The sequence below is a fragment of the Frankia torreyi genome, assembly GCF_000948395.1.
Lineage (GTDB): Bacteria > Actinomycetota > Actinomycetes > Frankiales > Frankiaceae > Frankia > Frankia torreyi.
In genome coordinates this window covers 13,057-28,167 of the sequence record NZ_JYFN01000032.1, presented here as the reverse complement: position 1 = coordinate 28,167, position 15,111 = coordinate 13,057, and the positions used below count along the sequence as shown (strand labels likewise).

Below are 15,111 nucleotides of genomic sequence, written 5' to 3'. Positions count from 1 at the left end.
TCAGGCGGAATCATGAAACCGATGATCGCCAGTATTGTCCGGCCGCGGCTCGATCCACAGTCCTTCGGCCTCCGTGACGACCTCCCCGGCGTAGGAGAGCACGCCCCGGACGGTCCGCTTCCGACCGTCGACCGCCGCGATCCAGGCTCGACAGGAAAGCTCGGTCGCCACCGGGACCAGCCGGCGGTAGTCGATGTGAAGATAGGCCGTGCGGGCGACTCTCCCGACCAGTCCCGAGTTGGCGAGCCTACCCAGGAGGTCGTCGAAGAGCAGTCCAAGGGAGCCCCCATGTACGGCGGCTGTCCCCGCGAAATGAGGGCTGAAGCGCACGCGACCGACGAGCTGCTTGCCATCCTCCAGATCGATGGAAACCGGCGGCACCAGGCCCCGCTCGGCCGGCTGGAATCGCGGGTTCTCGGGCGAGTGCGCGGGAACCCGGGGATCCTCGGGGATGATGGGCAGAGCCTCGACCCGGGTGGCCAGATCGCGCACGACCCGGCGGCCGTCGTCGAGAACGACCGGATCCGGCTGCGCCATCGAGAGAGCGTCGAGCAGACGGATGATCTCCGCGGCGAGGCCCGTATAGCTTTGCCGGCCGAATTCGCTCGGGGCGTCAGGGATCACGTCGAAGTCCTTCCTTCGCGAGAGAAGAGAATCGTATCAAACGTACGCCCGACAGTTGTCATCGCTCGCGAGAAGAGCCGCATCCACACGCATGACCCACGTTGATTGACAAACGCCCGGCCCATATCACGGCCGATATCACGGCGAGCACACCGGCAAGGACGGTATCGTGGTGAACACCCAGCAGCAATCTCGTGGGCTCTTCGAGGAACTGACGGTGGGGGAAGTAACTTTCCGTAATCGCATCGCGGTATCCCCCATGTGTCAGTACTCGGCCGTCGACGGCCTCGCGAGCGACTATCACCTGGTGCATCTCGGACGATTCGCGATGGGTGGTTTCGGGCTGGTCATGACGGAGGCGACGTCGATCTCTCCCGAGGGTCGGCTCACCTACGGCGACGTCGGCCTGTGGCGAGATGACCAGGGCGACGCGCTACGGCGCATCGCCGACTTCGCGCATGGTCAGGGGGCACGATTCGGCATTCAACTCGGCCACGCCGGCTCCAAGGCCGCCACGTTGCCGCCGTGGGTGACCGAGGCCGATCGGCCCGCGGACGGACGGTGGGAGATCTTTTCGGTCACCGATCAGCCCTACGCGCCGGGCTGGCAACGCCCCAGGGCTCTGACCACCACGGAGCTGGCGGAGCAGCTGCGGGACTGGCGCACGGCGGCGTGCCGGGCGGCCGAGGCGGGGGCGGACGTCCTGGAGCTGCACATGGCGCACGGATACCTGTTGCACAGCTTCCTGTCCCCGATCAGCAACACGCGCGACGACGAGTTCGGCGGCGACCGCGACGCCCGCATGCGATTCCCGCTGCTGGTCGCCGAGGCGGTCCGGAGGCAGTGGCCAGAGGACCGGCCACTGTTCGTCCGACTGTCCGTCGTCGACAACGGTCACGACGGCATCGACCTAGAGCAGACCATCGAGTTCGCGGGTCGGCTGAAGGCCGTCGGCGTCGACGTGATCGACTGTTCGTCCGGCGGCATCGGCGGCGTCTATGTCCACAGCATTGGTCCGGGCTACCAGGTCGACTGGGCGGCCGAGGTCCGTCGCCGCGCCGAGATCCGCACGATGGCCGTGGGCCACATCGTCGACGCCGGGCAGGCCGACAAGGTCATTCGGGCCGGCGCGGCCGACCTCGTCGCGATCGGCCGCGAGGCGCTGGTGGATCCCGCGTGGCCGATCCGCGCGCGGGAGGACCTGGGCCAGTACAGCGACCGGGACCGTTTCGCCCTCCTGCCCGTGCAGAGCCGGTCGTGGATCGCGAAACGAAGGCGGCAACTGGACAGGATGGCCACCCAGCGGGAACGGCGAGCATGAGCGCGGACCGGGACGTGACCGTCGGTGTCGAGGAGCTGCTGAGCAGGGCTCAGATCATCGAGCTCGGCGCGAAGTACTGCGTCGGCATCGACCGGGGGGACCAGACGACGTTCCTGTCCATCTGGCATCCCGACGGCGAGTACATCATCGGAACCAGGACAGGCCGGTTCCGCGGTCTCGCGGAGCTGCCCCAGGCGATCACGTTCGTCCAGCAGAGCTACCAGAGTACCCACCACTGGGCGACAAACCACATCGTCCGACTACTGGACGGGGAGCGCGCCGAGGGCTCCAGTGATTCCTTCGCCATCTGCGTGGGGCACGACGGCCTTCCGAGCCTGGTCGCGGCCTCGTACGACGATCTGTACCTGCGTCTCGACGGCGAGTGGCGGATCCGCACGCGCATCGTCAGGCGTTGGTTCGTCTCCGAGCCGATGAATCTCGCCCTGCTCAGGCCCGCCCGGATTCGGGCGGAATAGGTCAATCTCCCCCACAGCCACGTGCCGGGAAGTAAGGAGCAGTCCTGCATGAGCACATTCGAGTTTCTCCGTCTCGAGTCCGAAGGCCCGCTCAGCACCGTGTGGCTGGCCCGCCCGCCAGTCAATTCCGTCTCCCAGGCGATGTACCGCGAACTCGAGGACCTCTTCTCACGACCGGACCGGCATCTTCCGGGGGTGAAGGCCATTGTGCTGGCCGGCGAAGGTAGGCACTTCTGCGCGGGCAACGATCTGCACGAGTTCGGCACTCTCACGCCGGATAACTCGGACGAACGGATGGCAGAGGTGCGCGCGGCGTTCTTCGCGATCCAGGAGTGCCCCGTTCCGGTGATCGGCGCGGTCCACGGCGTAGCGCTGGGGACCGGGCTGGCGATAGCCGCGTCCTGTGACTTCGTCATCGCCGCGGAGAACGCCAGATTCGGGACGCCGGAAGTAGGCGTTGGAATCATGGGAGGAGCACGCCATCTCGCCCGCCTGGTGCCTGAGCCGATCGTCCGCTGGATGTACCTCACCGGCGACCCGATCGAGGCCGGTCGCCTGGCGGAACTCGGTGGCATCGTCGCCGTGGTCCCACCGACAGAACTAATCAAAAGGGCCCATGAGCAGGCACGTCGCATCGTACGCCACAGCAGCGCCTCGATCCGCATGGCGAAGCGCTCGTTGACCGGCATCGAGACCATGGACCTGCAGGAGGGATACATTTTCGAGCAAGGTCTGACACGAGAGCTGTCCAGGCACCCCGACTCACTCGAAGCCCGTCGTGCCACGCTCGAACAGCGCGCGGCTCGTTACACCGAGTGAATCGAGCGGGTCACCTGCTCGGCAGCCCGACCATGTTACGCGTCAGTCTCACAAACTCATCGGAAATGGAGGAAAGCCCAAGCGGGCCGGCCGGATCGTACCACCCGCAGATCCCAGTGATCATCGACAGGATGGCGTTCCTCAGGACCGGCTCGTTGGGCACGGCGAAGCGTTCCTCGTCGATTCCCTGCTGCAGGATCTCGGCGAGAAGGGCGTCGAAACGACGCCTGAGCAGCATGTATCTCTCGTGGCGCTGCCCAGAAAGCGAGCGAATCTCAATCGAGGCGATGAACGTCTCCTCACGGCGATCGACGTGCCACCTGACGAGGATGCGTACGTACGTCTCCAGACGCTGTTCGACGTCGCCCACGTCTTCCAGCCCGCCCTCCAGGTCGGCGACCACCTCCTGGAGCAGATCGATCAACAGCCGATGGAGAAACTCTTCCTTGCTCTTGAAGTAGTAGTAGATCGAGCCGGGCTTCAGGCCGGCCGCCTCCGCGAGCTGGCGGGTGTTCATGGCCTCGTACCCATGCTTGAACAGAAGATCGATCCCCGCCGCCTTGAGGCGGCTCCAGGTATCGGCCTTGTTGGAACCTGCGACTCTCACGCTTCTCCTCACTACCGTGCCACAGCCCGATAATGCTGCATTCCGAGATCTTGCCCGGGGCACCCGGGACCGCGATGTGAACGTGCACTGTCACCCGTTTCACGGACATGACTTCAGTGGACTATATCAGCCCCGCGCCACCCCTGAACATTGATGCCTCGCCCGCCCGATAGAGGCTCTCGATGTGTTCCGGGGTGTGGTAGTCGAGGGTGGAGTGGAGTCGCCGCCAGCGGAAGACGGCTACGATGTACTCGACGGTCACGCTACGGGCGGCGCGGCGGATAGGGTAAGTTTCCCGGTGGGCGAATTACTTTTTGAATGTGCCGGAAAAGGACTCGGCGGCGACATTATCCCAGCACACTCCGGTGGCGCCGACGAAGGGTCGTACGCTGCGCTTTTTGGGGTTCGATGGTAAGTGCCGGATGCGTGTTGGGCGCGTTCAACTGGTCGTCGCAACACCTCGATCTGGAGGTGTGGGAGTGGGGCGACGGCCGGGTTGGACGGCGGCGGCGACAGGTCCGGCGGGGTATGCGGGCGCCGGGACGGCCGCCGGTGGCGGGACGAAAGCATCGCCACCGATTCCGGGACGCGATCGCTCGTGGGCTGGCCAGCGAGGACACCGGCGTCGATGCCGGTGTGTCGCCGACGGTCGGGACCCGGTGATTCCGGCATGGTGGCGGAATGCCTCCTCCGGGCTTCTCCGCGTACTCGCCTCGGTATCTGTCGTTCGCCGAGCGGGATGAGGTCGCCCTCGGCCACGCCGGCGGGGACAGCGTCAGGGAGATCGCGCGGCGTCTGGAGGGGTCGCCGTCGACGGTCTCCCGGGAGCTGCGACGTAACGCTGGCGCTCGTGGCGGGACCGGGAAGGAGATCTGATCATCGGGTGGACCAGGCCCCCGCGATCGGCACCCTGGTTTGGCGCTCCACCCGGATCACGATCTTGCCGCATCTGCCGTGCCTGGGCGGCTACGGCCGTGGGTCCCGGGTGCCCAACGGCCCGCCGCCGGCCGGCCGCGGTGCCGAAACCGTCCGGGACGCGATCACGCTGTCGCCGGCCACGCTGCCCGGCCGCCTACGCCGGGCCCTCACCTGGGAGCGCGGCAAGGAAATGGCCCGGCACGCCCGGCTGACCGCCGACACGGGCATCGAGGTCTTCTTCGTCGGGCGCGAGGGTGGCGCGGGACTGCCGGACCGCCTTGGTATCGGCGTTCCCGCCAGGATTCTTCGTCTGCTACGCGCCTACCATGGATCTGCTCTTCGGTGCCGGCCATGAAGAAGTCATGCGGAAGCTTGTGGGTGACCTGCGTTTCTTCGTGGATGGCGCGGCGACCGGCAGGCTTCTACCAAAGGGGCCATCTCGCAGGAGTTCCCGGCCGGGGTCCGCCGCGTGAGGCAGGAACCTGGCCGGCGAACCAGTCCACTCGGGCGACTCGACCAACCGGGGGGGCGCAGTCACACCAGTAGTGCGTCGTCGCTCGACGGGACGGGCAGGCCAGCGGGCTCGACGACCGTGCGGGGCCGAGGAAGGAACTTCGATGCGCCGTGGATGGCCAGGACACAGAGGGCCATCGTGAGAAAGGTCGCTGCCCACACGAGCCCGCGGGAGAAGTCCGCACCGTCCAGGTGCAACGCGATGATGATGGGGCTGCCGATGCCGAAATTCGCTCCGAACATCGTCATTGGGAAGGCAGCGAACAGCGAGGTCAGGCCCCAAGGACGGGAGACGCGCTGCCAGATCTGCACGGCCAGAACCGTGAACAGGACTGTCTGGGTGCCCTCGAGCACGCCGATCACGGCTGGGTAGTGCCAGATCCGCAACTCGTAGGGGCCGTAATAGGTGTAGACGTCGACGCCGGTACCGATCGCCTCGAAGGCGCACGAGGTGAGAATCTCCAGACCCCAGATTGCGAACAGTCCCTTGCGGGTCAGACGGCCTTCGTACATCTTCCGCCCCGCATATAGTGCGACGGCGGCGTACAGGATGATGTAGCCACTGTGCGTCCAGTTGGGCTGCACAACACCGAAGGCACTGAAGTGCGACCACATCGCACCAGGGGTACCGGAACTGTCCGCGTTGAAGAACCACAGGTCGAAGGCAACATCGTACAGTGGCTCGGCGAACGCCGCGACGCCCGCCGCGAGCACCGCGCAGAGATAGAACGGCGTCCGCTCCTTGCGCCATAAGTAGATCGCGATCAGGATCATCGCGAGCGCGATGGCCCAGCTCACCCAGGTGAAGATCGACTGCCAGAGCAGATTGAGCTCGTGCGACATCACGTCCTGCGGCATGCGTCCCAACGAGAGCCTCCTTGGCCGGAGTCATCGCACCTATGACGACCGTCACTCCGGAGGTTAGGTGGCGTCACAGGAGCGAAACCTCCCCCGCAGGGGGAATATCCCTCCTCCGGGCGAGGGAGGAAGGGGCGGGAGCACCACCGACGGACATCCAAGGCCCCTCCGCGAGGAAACGACCTGCCGCTCACCGCGATCCTCTCCGCGTCGGCATCAGGGCGGTTAACCAGGCCGGCTCTGTTGCATCCGGTCGGGGCCGGACTTTCGTGCCGACGGTGGGACCTGATCAGGTGATGGGTCGAGGTGCGGTCACGCCGCCGGTGCTGGTATCGGAGTTCGCCGAGTCCCGGCTCCCGGCTCCCGGCAGAGGTGATCATTCTGGCGGTTCGCTGATGCCTCCGGTACCCATTGTCGTACCGGGACATCGAAGGTCTGCTCGCCGAGCGTGGCCCCGAGGGCGATCAGGTGACCAGGTACCGGCGGGTGCAGCGCTGCACCCCCCTGCTGGCCGAGGCGGCCCGGGCCGTGCAGGCATCATCCCGGGGACAGGACGACGAGGCGTTCGCCGTCGCGGCGGCCCAGCCTTCGCACCGTCCTCCCGCCAACCTCGGCAGCGTGGTCACATCATCACTCGACCCAGGACGGCCGAAACACTCCCAACCTTCTCCTTGCTTCATAGTTAAGCCTTACCTAAGCTCAACCGGATTCGGCTGGTTTGACGGGGAGGCAACGTGAGCGAGACACGGACGCTGGTACTGGGGTTCATCGCGGGGGTCACGATCCTGATCGGGCTTCCCGTGGGGCGGCTACGTCGCCCGATGCCAGGAGTGCGGCAGTTCCTGAACGCGACCGCCATCGGCATCCTGATCTTCCTCGTGTGGGATGTGCTCGCGCATGCCTGGGAACCTCTCGACGCCGCGTTGAGCAAGGTCCACGACCACAGCGGCGGCCTCGGCCCCGTCTTCGGCTACGGCGCGCTGTTCCTCGGCGGCCTGTCCGTCGGGCTGCTCAGCCTCCTCGGCTACGAACGCGTCCTCATGCGCCGGCCCACCCCGCCACAGCCGGAGCCGGGCGCCGGGGCGCGCTTCGGGCCCGGGGCAATGGCCGCCGACGAACTCGCCGCACTTCAGCCACCCACTACCACGGGCCTGTCAGCCGCCCGGCGGCTCGCGCTGACCATCGCGGTCGGGATCGGCCTGCACAACTTCGGCGAAGGACTGGCCATCGGAGGCAGTGCCGGCCGCGGCGAGATCACGTTGGCGACCCTCCTCGTGATCGGCTTCGCGTTGCACAACGCCACCGAAGGATTCGGGATCGTCGCCCCGCTCGCCGCCGACGCCGACCGGCCAAGTTGGGGATTCCTCCTGCTTACCGGGCTCATCGGCGGCGGACCCACTCTCATCGGCACCGCGATCGGCCGCCAGTTCACCAGCGACCCGCTCAGCGTGATCTTCCTGTCCCTCGCCGCCGGTTCCATCCTCTACGTCGTCATCCAGCTCATCGGCATCGCGTCCCGCGCTGGCCGCCGTGAGCTGCTCTATCTCGGAGTCCTGGCCGGCCTCGCCGCCGGATTCATCACCGACGCCGTCGTCACCGCCGGCGGCGCCTAGAGCACTACAGCCCCAGCGATCGCCGCGTGGTCTCTCGTCGCGGATGCGGCGTGGCGTGTGGCCGCTCAGGTCACGCGGTGTGAACCGAGGGCGGATGTCTGTACCACCAACGCCGACGGCCGCGCGTTCCGACGACCGGCGGCGTGATCAGTCGCGCGGGTCGATCACTGTGATTCCGGCATCCTTGGCCGCGACCGCGCGCCGGTCATCACAGATGTCCAGGCCGCTGCGCTCCAGCCCTCGTCGGAGAGCTGGCTGGCGGCCTCGCCGAGCACGGTGAAGTTCCACAGGAGTGCGTCGCGGCGCTGGCGGTCCGCCTCCAGATCGCCGATGGTGATCCCCTCGGTGAGTCTCTGCGCCTGATCGGCTGCCTCGATCATCTCGCCGAGCAGGAGGACGTCACGCCGCATCCACGGGCCGTGCTTCAGCCAGGACCGACGAGCGTAGCAACGGGTGGAGCCCGCGGACGGAGACCAGATCGACGGGCCGGCCAAACAGATCGGCGAGGTCATCGGCGAGCTGCTCGATGTCCCAGCCCAGACGCCGACCCGGCGCAAGGGTGTAAAAGCGAGCCGAGGCGGACCCAGCCATTCCACGCCCCGCCGGCACTTCCCGGACCGTCAGGCCCTGCTGGACGCCCTCGCCGAGGCCGGGTTCGCCCGGCTGGACGACGAACTATGCGCAGCATCCGCCGCCGCGGGGCAGGAGTTCCGGCCGCGCCTGCACGCCATAGCTGCGGCCGACCGCGGTTCGCCACCGAGGACGCCGCGCTGCTGGAACTGATGTTCACACCGGCAAGCACCGCGAGGGCGCCGACCGGCTCACCGCGGCCGCCGCCGCGCCCTTCGGGCTGATGCACGACCTGATCGCGCAGGGGCAGGCGCAGGGTGTACGCGAGCTCGGCGACCCGCAGCGCGGAGTGGGGATTGCCTGACAGAGTGGAGTGATGGACATAGGGGAGCCGGTCGCCTGGGCGCCGGGGATGTCGCTGCTGTCCGACGTCAGTCCGGCGGCGTGGGCAGCGGCTGCTCTGACCGCCACCACGTCAGCCGCGACGGTAGCGGCGATGGTGCCGCCCGTCTTCTCGGCCTATGCCAGGGTGCTGCCGCCGACGTACGACCGTGAGGATGAGGGACGGCGACACCGATGGTCCGAGATCGCCGCATGCCGAGGCGTGGCGCTGACCGCCGAGACCCGGTTCGACGACCTCGTCGCCGGTTCCGACCGCTGGGGGCGGCCCTCCGATGGAGGCCTGGACGCGCGGGAGACGGAGACTCTCGCGAGGGTCCTGTCCAGCTTCACCCATACGCCGGACCAGGCGTACTTCTGCCTCTGGGAGGGTTTCGGCCTCCCTGAGACGCGAGCCTGGGAGGACCGGCCGGTGCGCGTGCGGACCACGCACCGGGCGTACCACCTGCTCACCGGGCCGGTGAGCGCCGCCCCGGTGCTGCCGGCTACCGGTGGAGTGGAGGTGCGCGAGTCTGTGGTGGCCCTACGATCGGACCTGGCTCGTCGCCACCGAGATCGACGGCTACGCCACCTACCTCGGTGCCAGCCACGCCGCGATCGACGCGGTCCTCGCCGATCCCACGCTCGACGCCGTGGCCGCGCACCCCACCACCCCGCTCGATCCCAGCTATGGCTGACGTTCACCCACCCCCGCAGCTTGTCGTGTGACCTCCGAGCGTCACGCGGCGCGCAGTGTCGCCACGATCCAGGCCATGGCCTTGGCTACGGCTGCTCAACGAGGTCGTGCAGATACTCGGCGGTGGCAGCAAAATCGTCGCGACCGTGCTGACGCCGTCCTCGGCGCCGTGGCTCTACACGATCGACCCGGCGCTGCGTCAGGCGAAGACGGTGTTCACGTCGACGACGGCGAACACCGAGGAACTCCTGAACACACATCCCGACGTGCTGTTCAACAACACGGGCACCCAGACTCAGGCGAAGACGACGAGTGTGGGTGTTCCCACGCTCCAACTGGCCTTCCAGACGTTCGACGGGCTGAAGAAGGTCGTCAGCACGACCGCCGACGTGCTGGGGCCCGCGGCCAGGACTCAGGCGCAGCGCTACAACGCCTATCTCGACGCGAAGCTCGCCCAGATCCGCGCGACGAGCTCGACGATCCCGACCGAGCAGCGGCCCAAGGTGCTGCACATCTACTCGTTGAACCCGCTGGTCGTCGACGGCACCGACAGCATCATCGACGAGTGGAGCACCGCCGCCGACGGCCGCACCGCCGCCGAGGTGAAGGGCACCGTCCGGCCGACGACCACCGAGGCCGTCGCCAGCTGGAATCCAGATGTGATCATCCTCGCCAGCAGTGCGTTCACCGGCAACGACACCGGCCAGCAGACGCTGGCGAAACTGACCACGGATCCGTTCTGGAAGAACCAGCCGGCGGTCCGCAACAACCGCGCCTACATCAATCCGACCGGCGGCTGGCACTGGGACCGGTACGGCATCGAGGAGGCCCTCCAGATCCGGTGGGCGGCGAAGACGCTGCATTCCGCGGAGTTCTCCGGGCTGAACATCCTTCAGGAGACCAGGACCTTCCTCCGCGACTTCCTGCACTACAACCTGACCGACGCACAGGCGACCAGGATCGTCGACGCCGAGAATCCCGCATAGGTGACGGGGCCGGGAGTCCACGCCGACCGGCCCCGCTTCCACGACCCCGGCCCGCCCCCCGCCACACCGTGTCCACCCGCGACACCGCCACCCGCGACCTCACGACACGGAACGCTCTCGGGCCTACGCAGGGAGTCAATGGCAGACGTGCTATTCGCAGTAGACGGCGGCGGTGAATATCATGGCAACTATCTGCCAGGTCGGATTTTCAGATAGGCCGATGCCCTTACCTTCGAGCCATAGATCCAGGCCGTCGGTCCAAGCTGATGCCGCCTCGATGTACATGTGAGTCCTGGGATTCTCCGTCACGATCTTCCCTGTCTCAATTTCGGCGACGAGGTGTTCCAGGTAGCTGACAAGACCCGCCCGCCCGTGTACGTCTTCCGGCCGAACTATCGCTCGGTCCTCCATACACCGCCTCCCTCTCGAACCTTGGTCGAGGTCCCGACCTCTCCCGGGTCGAACTTCCCCCTTCGTTGGGGCTCTTCAGGTCTCGATCCGGCCCGGGGTGCCGCTGCGGTCACTGAGACTGTAATACCAGCCGCTTCGCTCAGTGGTTCCCCAGATCTCGTCGCATGGAGCCTCCGCTTACCCAGGTTTGTGTCTGGATCGAGTCCTTGCGAGCTCGAGGTCGGAGGTACGGGCGCTGAGGCGCAACTGTCCACCTGAGGTATACCACCCGAGACCAAAGTCAGTTGATCGCCCAGAACAGGCCACTCGGAGAGACCGATGGGTAGATCGCTGATCAGTACCCGGTCGACGACTCCGATCTCTCCGGAGGGTACTCGGGCCCTAAGTCCGTATGGCATGTGGCCGATCACGACCGCGGTGACGATCTGCCACTTCGCCAGGCGTGGAAATGCGTGGCTCATCCGCCGCTCCAAGGAGATTCTGGGAAGGAGTTGAACTCGTCGAAGAGCTCGCAACCTCGACTCCGGCCACTATTTCGCCTTCCTTGTGAATGATCGGTAGACCGGCAAGCCGAAGTTCTCCGCGGATACGCTCGGCGAAGTCCTCGAGCGCCCGAAAATCCTCGTCCGTCAAGTGACCCTGGTTTTGCACTTTTCCCCAGTCCGTTCTTGATCTTTCAGGGCGGTCGTTCGCGCTTCACATCATCCGGCAAGATCCCGACAGCCCACGTGAGACACGCCCTTACAGTCGCAGGCCCCCGTCAGGAGACGGCCAGTACTCGCTTAACCTGGTCGACCTCGGCCTGCGGGTAAGGGTAGGCCGGCCAAAGCTCTTGAAAATGTTTGACCCCTGCCTTCTCCATCAGGTCGACAGTGGACATCAAGACGTCGGCCGCAAACGCTCTGGCGTCGATATTCCTGGCTGACCACTGAACTTTGCCTGCGCCTTTACCCCATTCATCGTGCCTCTCTATTCGTATGTTCAGAAGAGGTTGGCTCGATTCGAGAACCAGCCGGATCTCGCCAGGCTCGTTGTCAAAGGAACACTCCTGGCGCTCCTCGCCGTTCAGGACTCCCAGTATGGAGACGAGAAGTACCCTGAACACGTCCGTCGAGTCACCGACTGTCGTGCGATATGCAGCGACACCCTCGCTCGCCAGCTCAAAAGATGCCCAGCCATGTATTACCTTGGTCCAGGTGAAGATGCGCTGCGTCACAAAAGGAACCCTTTCTGGACGCTTGATCGCTATTTCGGATAAGCGGTCCATATTCTTCCGTCACGCACAACGATTTCTGCAACGTTGGTCTCGTTTCCAGCACCGTTGATACCAATCGTGCGTCCAAAGTTATACTGGTGTAGGTGGCCAGGACCGTTGGGATTAGGTAGCTCGGGCGAGTTGTCGACGCCTCGCCGGAGATTTTCGCCGAGAACCTGCTGATCCTCGCTGTTCCAGATGAAATCCTCGTTGAACTCTCCAGGCAGGTTGGGGCTGCCGTCTCGTATGGCTAGATCGCGAGCTCCCGGACCGTGCCGGTACTCGACGTGGGCCAGTCGGTTGTCATCGATTGAGGCGTTTCCGCCGCTGTTGTGGACGAGGACTGGTGTGGTGCCGGCGAGGACGTAGTAGGTGTGGAGGGTGTCGACGGTGAGGTTGTAGACGGTCTGGGTCTGGTCGCGGTCGTGGGTGGCGGTGACAGGGACGTCGGCGCCGGTGGGAGTGCGCAGCCGGTCGGCGGAGGTGAGCTGGTCGGCGTCGACCCAGCCGTGGTGGGCATCATCCCAGAACGGATGATGATCGGTCGCAGTGAGGGTTCGTGGACCATCCGCCGTGGCCACGGTGACATCGACAAGATGCTTCAGGCCATGGCCGACGATGACCGCGGTGACGGTGTGAACCTCGGTACGCCCGGTCGTCGGGTCGGTGGCCAGGACCCGGTCACCGACCTTCACCTCCTCAATGCGCTTGCGGGTGCCATCNGCCAGGAGGACCTCGGTGGCACCGTCAAAACTGTTCGGGGTATCGCAGGAGGCGGGCTGGCTGCCGGGGAGATCGCAGTCGTCGTCGCCCGGTCCGCAGATCGGGGTGCCGGTGTAGCCGGCGACCTCGCCGGTGAGGGGGGTGGCGGGGCTGGCGGCGCAGGTGGGCTGGGCCGCCAGGGTGCCCGGGTCGTCGGCCGGATTGTTGGCCGGGTTGTTGCCGGCCGCGGGCGGCGCCGGCGGAGAGGCCAGTAATGTTCGGGGCCAGGCTGGGGTCACCGATGCAGCGCAGCGGCGGGCACAGGTCCGGACGAGTACTGCTTGCTGGCGGTCTAGGTCGAAGCTGTTGCCGCCGGTGGTGAGCGGAACGGTGCCCGAGGAGATCGGGTGAGGTCGTTCGAGCGAATCGCGGGAGGCAGGACCACGTCGGAGTAGCCGTTGTAGAACGTGCCGTGGATCAGCGGCACCGGAGCGGACTTCGCCCCGCGGCCGCAGGGGTCGGCCGCGAGACCACCGAGTTCGTCCGCGGAGCCGCGGCACCGCCACCCCCGACCACCTCGGCGCCCGCGAGCAGGCCACGGACCGTGCCGAGGAAGCCGTCCAGGCCGGCGGCAGCGCGGGCAGTCATCGCACCCACGGTGCCCGCCGCCAGGGGATCCCGACAAGCTCGGCCAGCGCGGTCGCGGTCGCGGTCCCTGGCCAGGAACTGACCCGCATACAAGTACACCGCCGCCGCGGTAATCGCTCCGATGAGATTCGGTTCATACTCACTGGTCCGGTCACCGGTCACCGGTCGAAGGTTGGAAGACGGTACATGAGGTGCCGTCAGGTGTCCGGCTCCAGGGCAGCGAGAAGCGTGTTGACCGCAGAGAGCTGTGCCTCCGACACGTGTAGAGGGCTGGTTCCGGTGATAATGAGATCCCCGCCCGCGAACCGTTCGAACGAGAGCCGGGAATCCCTGGTCGCCAATGTGCCAGGGGTTCCCGAGAGGTATGTGAGCCAGCCTCCTACCAGCTGCCCTGGAGGGTTTTCATGAGCTTCCCGCATCGAATGGCTCGTGAACGTCGCCCACTCTGGACGCCACGCCTCGACCACGGCCCGGAAAAGGCCTCGTGCAGTGTGTGGATCGTACAAGCCGGCCGTGGACTCCGATGGCTCAGGCAGTTTCAGCAGAAAGCTGTTCTTAATAGAATTCGTTTCCGGATTGGCGCCGCAGTGGGCGCTGAAGGAAGCGGGCTCGGGGCTCTTGTTCCACAGTGAGACTCTGAACCCGAGCTCGGGGATGACATGACCACCGAAGTCGGTGCGATTCCGGCCAGCCTTCAGCATCGATTCCAGCGAGTCGACGCTGGTCGACACCGGGTTGCCGGAGGCTGCGGCCTTGGTCCTGCCCTTGCGGAACCATGTCGCCAAAGCCGGGTGGGCGGCGCCGAGCTGGCCCAGACAGCCGGCCAGCCGTACAGCGCATTCGCCAGCCGACTCGACGCGCCCTCCCCAATAGGCCCCGATATAGCAGCGGTCCGCATTCATACAGATGGCCCAGATTGTTGTGGGATACCTCCTCCGCTACTCCTTGGATATTTGCGAAATTCCCCCCAACGCCATGGAAAAGATCTTCATAAATACTCCACAAGTGACCACATCCACATCCAGCCGGTCCAGCGATGCGAGCGTCTCCGGGGCGAGATCGATCGTTGTAATTGCGCCGCTTTCCGCACCACTTGGGGTTCGGAATAGCACGAGGCACCGGTAGGACCGAACGACCCCGGAACGCTCCTCCCTCATTAGCGACTGAAGAAATACCGTGTCGTCTTTCACCTGTGCACGTAGCGCGTCCACCGATGTCCACCGGGTCGCCCATCCCCGGCGCTCTGCCTCCAATTGGATACCAAGCAGGACTTCAAAGCTGATCTGGCACACCCGAAAGTCGGGATCAGCCGGGCGGATCATAGGCATTGTTTATTACCCCCCATTAAGAACATCGATGCGGATTTCCGTATTCGGGTCGATACGCCCGTCAGCGATTCTCGTGAGGAGTTCGTCCCAGCGGTGATGACCGCCGAGGATTTTACCGCCACGCGAGACAAGAATTCCGTCCCCCTCGGGCGCTTCATTGATTGCATCCAGCAGTTCATCGTCACTCAGGAACTCGTGATACCACTGTGACGAGGGATCGCGAGTTTTCTGCCCTTCGACATAATTCTCGGCGAGATCACCAGCACGTTCCATTCGTGTCTCAAAACAGGCACCGCTGTTGTGGACGAGGACTGGTGTGGTGCCGGCGAGGACGTAGTAGGTGTGGAGGGTGTCGACGGTGAGGTTGTAGACGGTCTGGGTCTGGTC

17 protein-coding genes and 3 pseudogenes are annotated in these 15,111 nt (G+C 65.8%); 10 read left to right on the top strand and 10 right to left on the bottom strand.

Annotation, left to right across the window (positions count from 1 at the left end):
• Positions 1–624: a hotdog domain-containing protein gene (locus FF36_RS19205; protein WP_052681225.1), complete on the bottom strand. Its 624-nt coding sequence runs from the start codon at positions 622–624 to the stop codon at positions 1–3.
• 169 nt (positions 625–793) lie between these two features.
• On the opposite strand from FF36_RS19205, the gene FF36_RS19200 reads away from it, so the two are divergent.
• Genes FF36_RS19200 through FF36_RS19190 form a run of 3 tightly spaced genes read left to right on the top strand, consistent with a single transcriptional unit; the run spans position 794 to position 3,240 of the window.
• Positions 794–1,945 (top strand): NADH:flavin oxidoreductase/NADH oxidase, encoded by a 1,152-nt coding sequence (locus FF36_RS19200; protein ID WP_242422629.1) that lies wholly within the window; start codon positions 794–796, stop codon positions 1,943–1,945.
• Entirely contained in the window at positions 1,942–2,421 is a 480-nt protein-coding gene (locus FF36_RS19195) for a nuclear transport factor 2 family protein (protein WP_044886501.1), read from the top strand. The genes FF36_RS19200 and FF36_RS19195 overlap by 4 nt, the downstream gene beginning before the upstream one ends.
• 48 nt (positions 2,422–2,469) lie before the next feature.
• Positions 2,470–3,240: an enoyl-CoA hydratase-related protein gene (locus FF36_RS19190; protein WP_044886500.1), complete on the top strand. Its 771-nt coding sequence runs from the start codon at positions 2,470–2,472 to the stop codon at positions 3,238–3,240.
• A gap of 10 nt (positions 3,241–3,250) precedes the next feature.
• Here FF36_RS19190 and FF36_RS19185 read toward each other — a convergent pair whose 3' ends face one another.
• On the bottom strand, positions 3,251–3,847 hold the full coding sequence (locus FF36_RS19185; RefSeq protein WP_052681224.1) for a TetR/AcrR family transcriptional regulator: 597 nt from the start codon (positions 3,845–3,847) through the stop codon (positions 3,251–3,253).
• 681 nt (positions 3,848–4,528) lie between these two features.
• On the opposite strand from FF36_RS19185, the gene FF36_RS19175 reads away from it, so the two are divergent.
• Both FF36_RS19175 and FF36_RS19170 read left to right on the top strand, forming a co-directional pair.
• The gene (locus tag FF36_RS19175) at positions 4,529–4,723 is read left to right on the top strand and encodes a helix-turn-helix domain-containing protein (RefSeq protein ID WP_044886498.1); all 195 of its coding nucleotides are present in this window, start codon (positions 4,529–4,531) and stop codon (positions 4,721–4,723) included.
• A gap of 7 nt (positions 4,724–4,730) precedes the next feature.
• On the top strand, positions 4,731–5,120 hold the full coding sequence (locus FF36_RS19170) for a hypothetical protein (protein ID WP_044886497.1): 390 nt from the start codon (positions 4,731–4,733) through the stop codon (positions 5,118–5,120).
• Between the two features lie 179 nt (positions 5,121–5,299).
• Here FF36_RS19170 and FF36_RS19165 read toward each other — a convergent pair whose 3' ends face one another.
• The gene (locus tag FF36_RS19165; RefSeq protein WP_242422635.1) at positions 5,300–6,136 is read right to left on the bottom strand and encodes a hypothetical protein; all 837 of its coding nucleotides are present in this window, start codon (positions 6,134–6,136) and stop codon (positions 5,300–5,302) included.
• A gap of 296 nt (positions 6,137–6,432) precedes the next feature.
• On the opposite strand from FF36_RS19165, the pseudogene FF36_RS38410 reads away from it, so the two are divergent.
• Both FF36_RS38410 and FF36_RS19160 read left to right on the top strand, forming a co-directional pair.
• A pseudogene (locus FF36_RS38410) lies at positions 6,433–6,689 on the top strand (IS6 family transposase); the annotation flags it as partial.
• Positions 6,690–6,870: 181 nt separating this feature from the next.
• Entirely contained in the window at positions 6,871–7,749 is an 879-nt protein-coding gene (locus tag FF36_RS19160; RefSeq protein WP_044886495.1) for a ZIP family metal transporter, read from the top strand.
• Between the two features lie 164 nt (positions 7,750–7,913).
• Here FF36_RS19160 and FF36_RS19155 read toward each other — a convergent pair whose 3' ends face one another.
• A complete protein-coding gene (locus tag FF36_RS19155; protein WP_044886494.1) occupies positions 7,914–8,159 on the bottom strand; it encodes a HepT-like ribonuclease domain-containing protein in 246 nt (81 codons plus the stop codon).
• 43 nt (positions 8,160–8,202) lie between these two features.
• Here FF36_RS19155 and FF36_RS36005 point away from each other — a divergent pair, with 43 nt between their 5' ends.
• The 3 genes from FF36_RS36005 (at position 8,203) to FF36_RS19140 (ending at position 10,380) form a co-directional block, all read left to right on the top strand.
• The gene (locus FF36_RS36005; RefSeq protein WP_052681223.1) at positions 8,203–8,532 is read left to right on the top strand and encodes a TetR/AcrR family transcriptional regulator; all 330 of its coding nucleotides are present in this window, start codon (positions 8,203–8,205) and stop codon (positions 8,530–8,532) included.
• 677 nt (positions 8,533–9,209) lie between these two features.
• The gene (locus tag FF36_RS38405; RefSeq protein ID WP_236706178.1) at positions 9,210–9,395 is read left to right on the top strand and encodes a hypothetical protein; all 186 of its coding nucleotides are present in this window, start codon (positions 9,210–9,212) and stop codon (positions 9,393–9,395) included.
• A 106-nt stretch (positions 9,396–9,501) separates the two neighbouring features.
• Complete coding sequence (locus FF36_RS19140; protein ID WP_052681222.1) at positions 9,502–10,380, top strand: ABC transporter substrate-binding protein; 879 nt, start codon at positions 9,502–9,504, stop codon at positions 10,378–10,380.
• A 150-nt stretch (positions 10,381–10,530) separates the two neighbouring features.
• On the opposite strand, the gene FF36_RS19135 is transcribed toward FF36_RS19140, so the two are convergent.
• The 6 genes and pseudogenes from FF36_RS19135 to FF36_RS19115 all read right to left on the bottom strand — a co-directional run.
• Positions 10,531–10,791: a DUF7660 family protein gene (locus FF36_RS19135; RefSeq protein ID WP_044886493.1), complete on the bottom strand. Its 261-nt coding sequence runs from the start codon at positions 10,789–10,791 to the stop codon at positions 10,531–10,533.
• A 760-nt stretch (positions 10,792–11,551) separates the two neighbouring features.
• On the bottom strand, positions 11,552–12,007 hold the full coding sequence (locus FF36_RS19130) for a hypothetical protein (protein ID WP_044886492.1): 456 nt from the start codon (positions 12,005–12,007) through the stop codon (positions 11,552–11,554).
• Positions 12,008–12,036: 29 nt separating this feature from the next.
• Positions 12,037–12,768 (bottom strand): annotated as a pseudogene (locus FF36_RS40935) (polymorphic toxin-type HINT domain-containing protein); the annotation flags it as partial.
• Between the two features lies 1 nt (position 12,769).
• Positions 12,770–13,047: pseudogene (locus FF36_RS40930) on the bottom strand (hypothetical protein); the annotation flags it as partial.
• Positions 13,048–13,593: 546 nt separating this feature from the next.
• Positions 13,594–14,298: an Imm52 family immunity protein gene (locus FF36_RS34970; RefSeq protein ID WP_128423338.1), complete on the bottom strand. Its 705-nt coding sequence runs from the start codon at positions 14,296–14,298 to the stop codon at positions 13,594–13,596.
• Between the two features lie 432 nt (positions 14,299–14,730).
• On the bottom strand, positions 14,731–15,111 hold a 381-nt coding region (locus tag FF36_RS19115; protein ID WP_044886489.1), incomplete at its 5' end, for a hypothetical protein.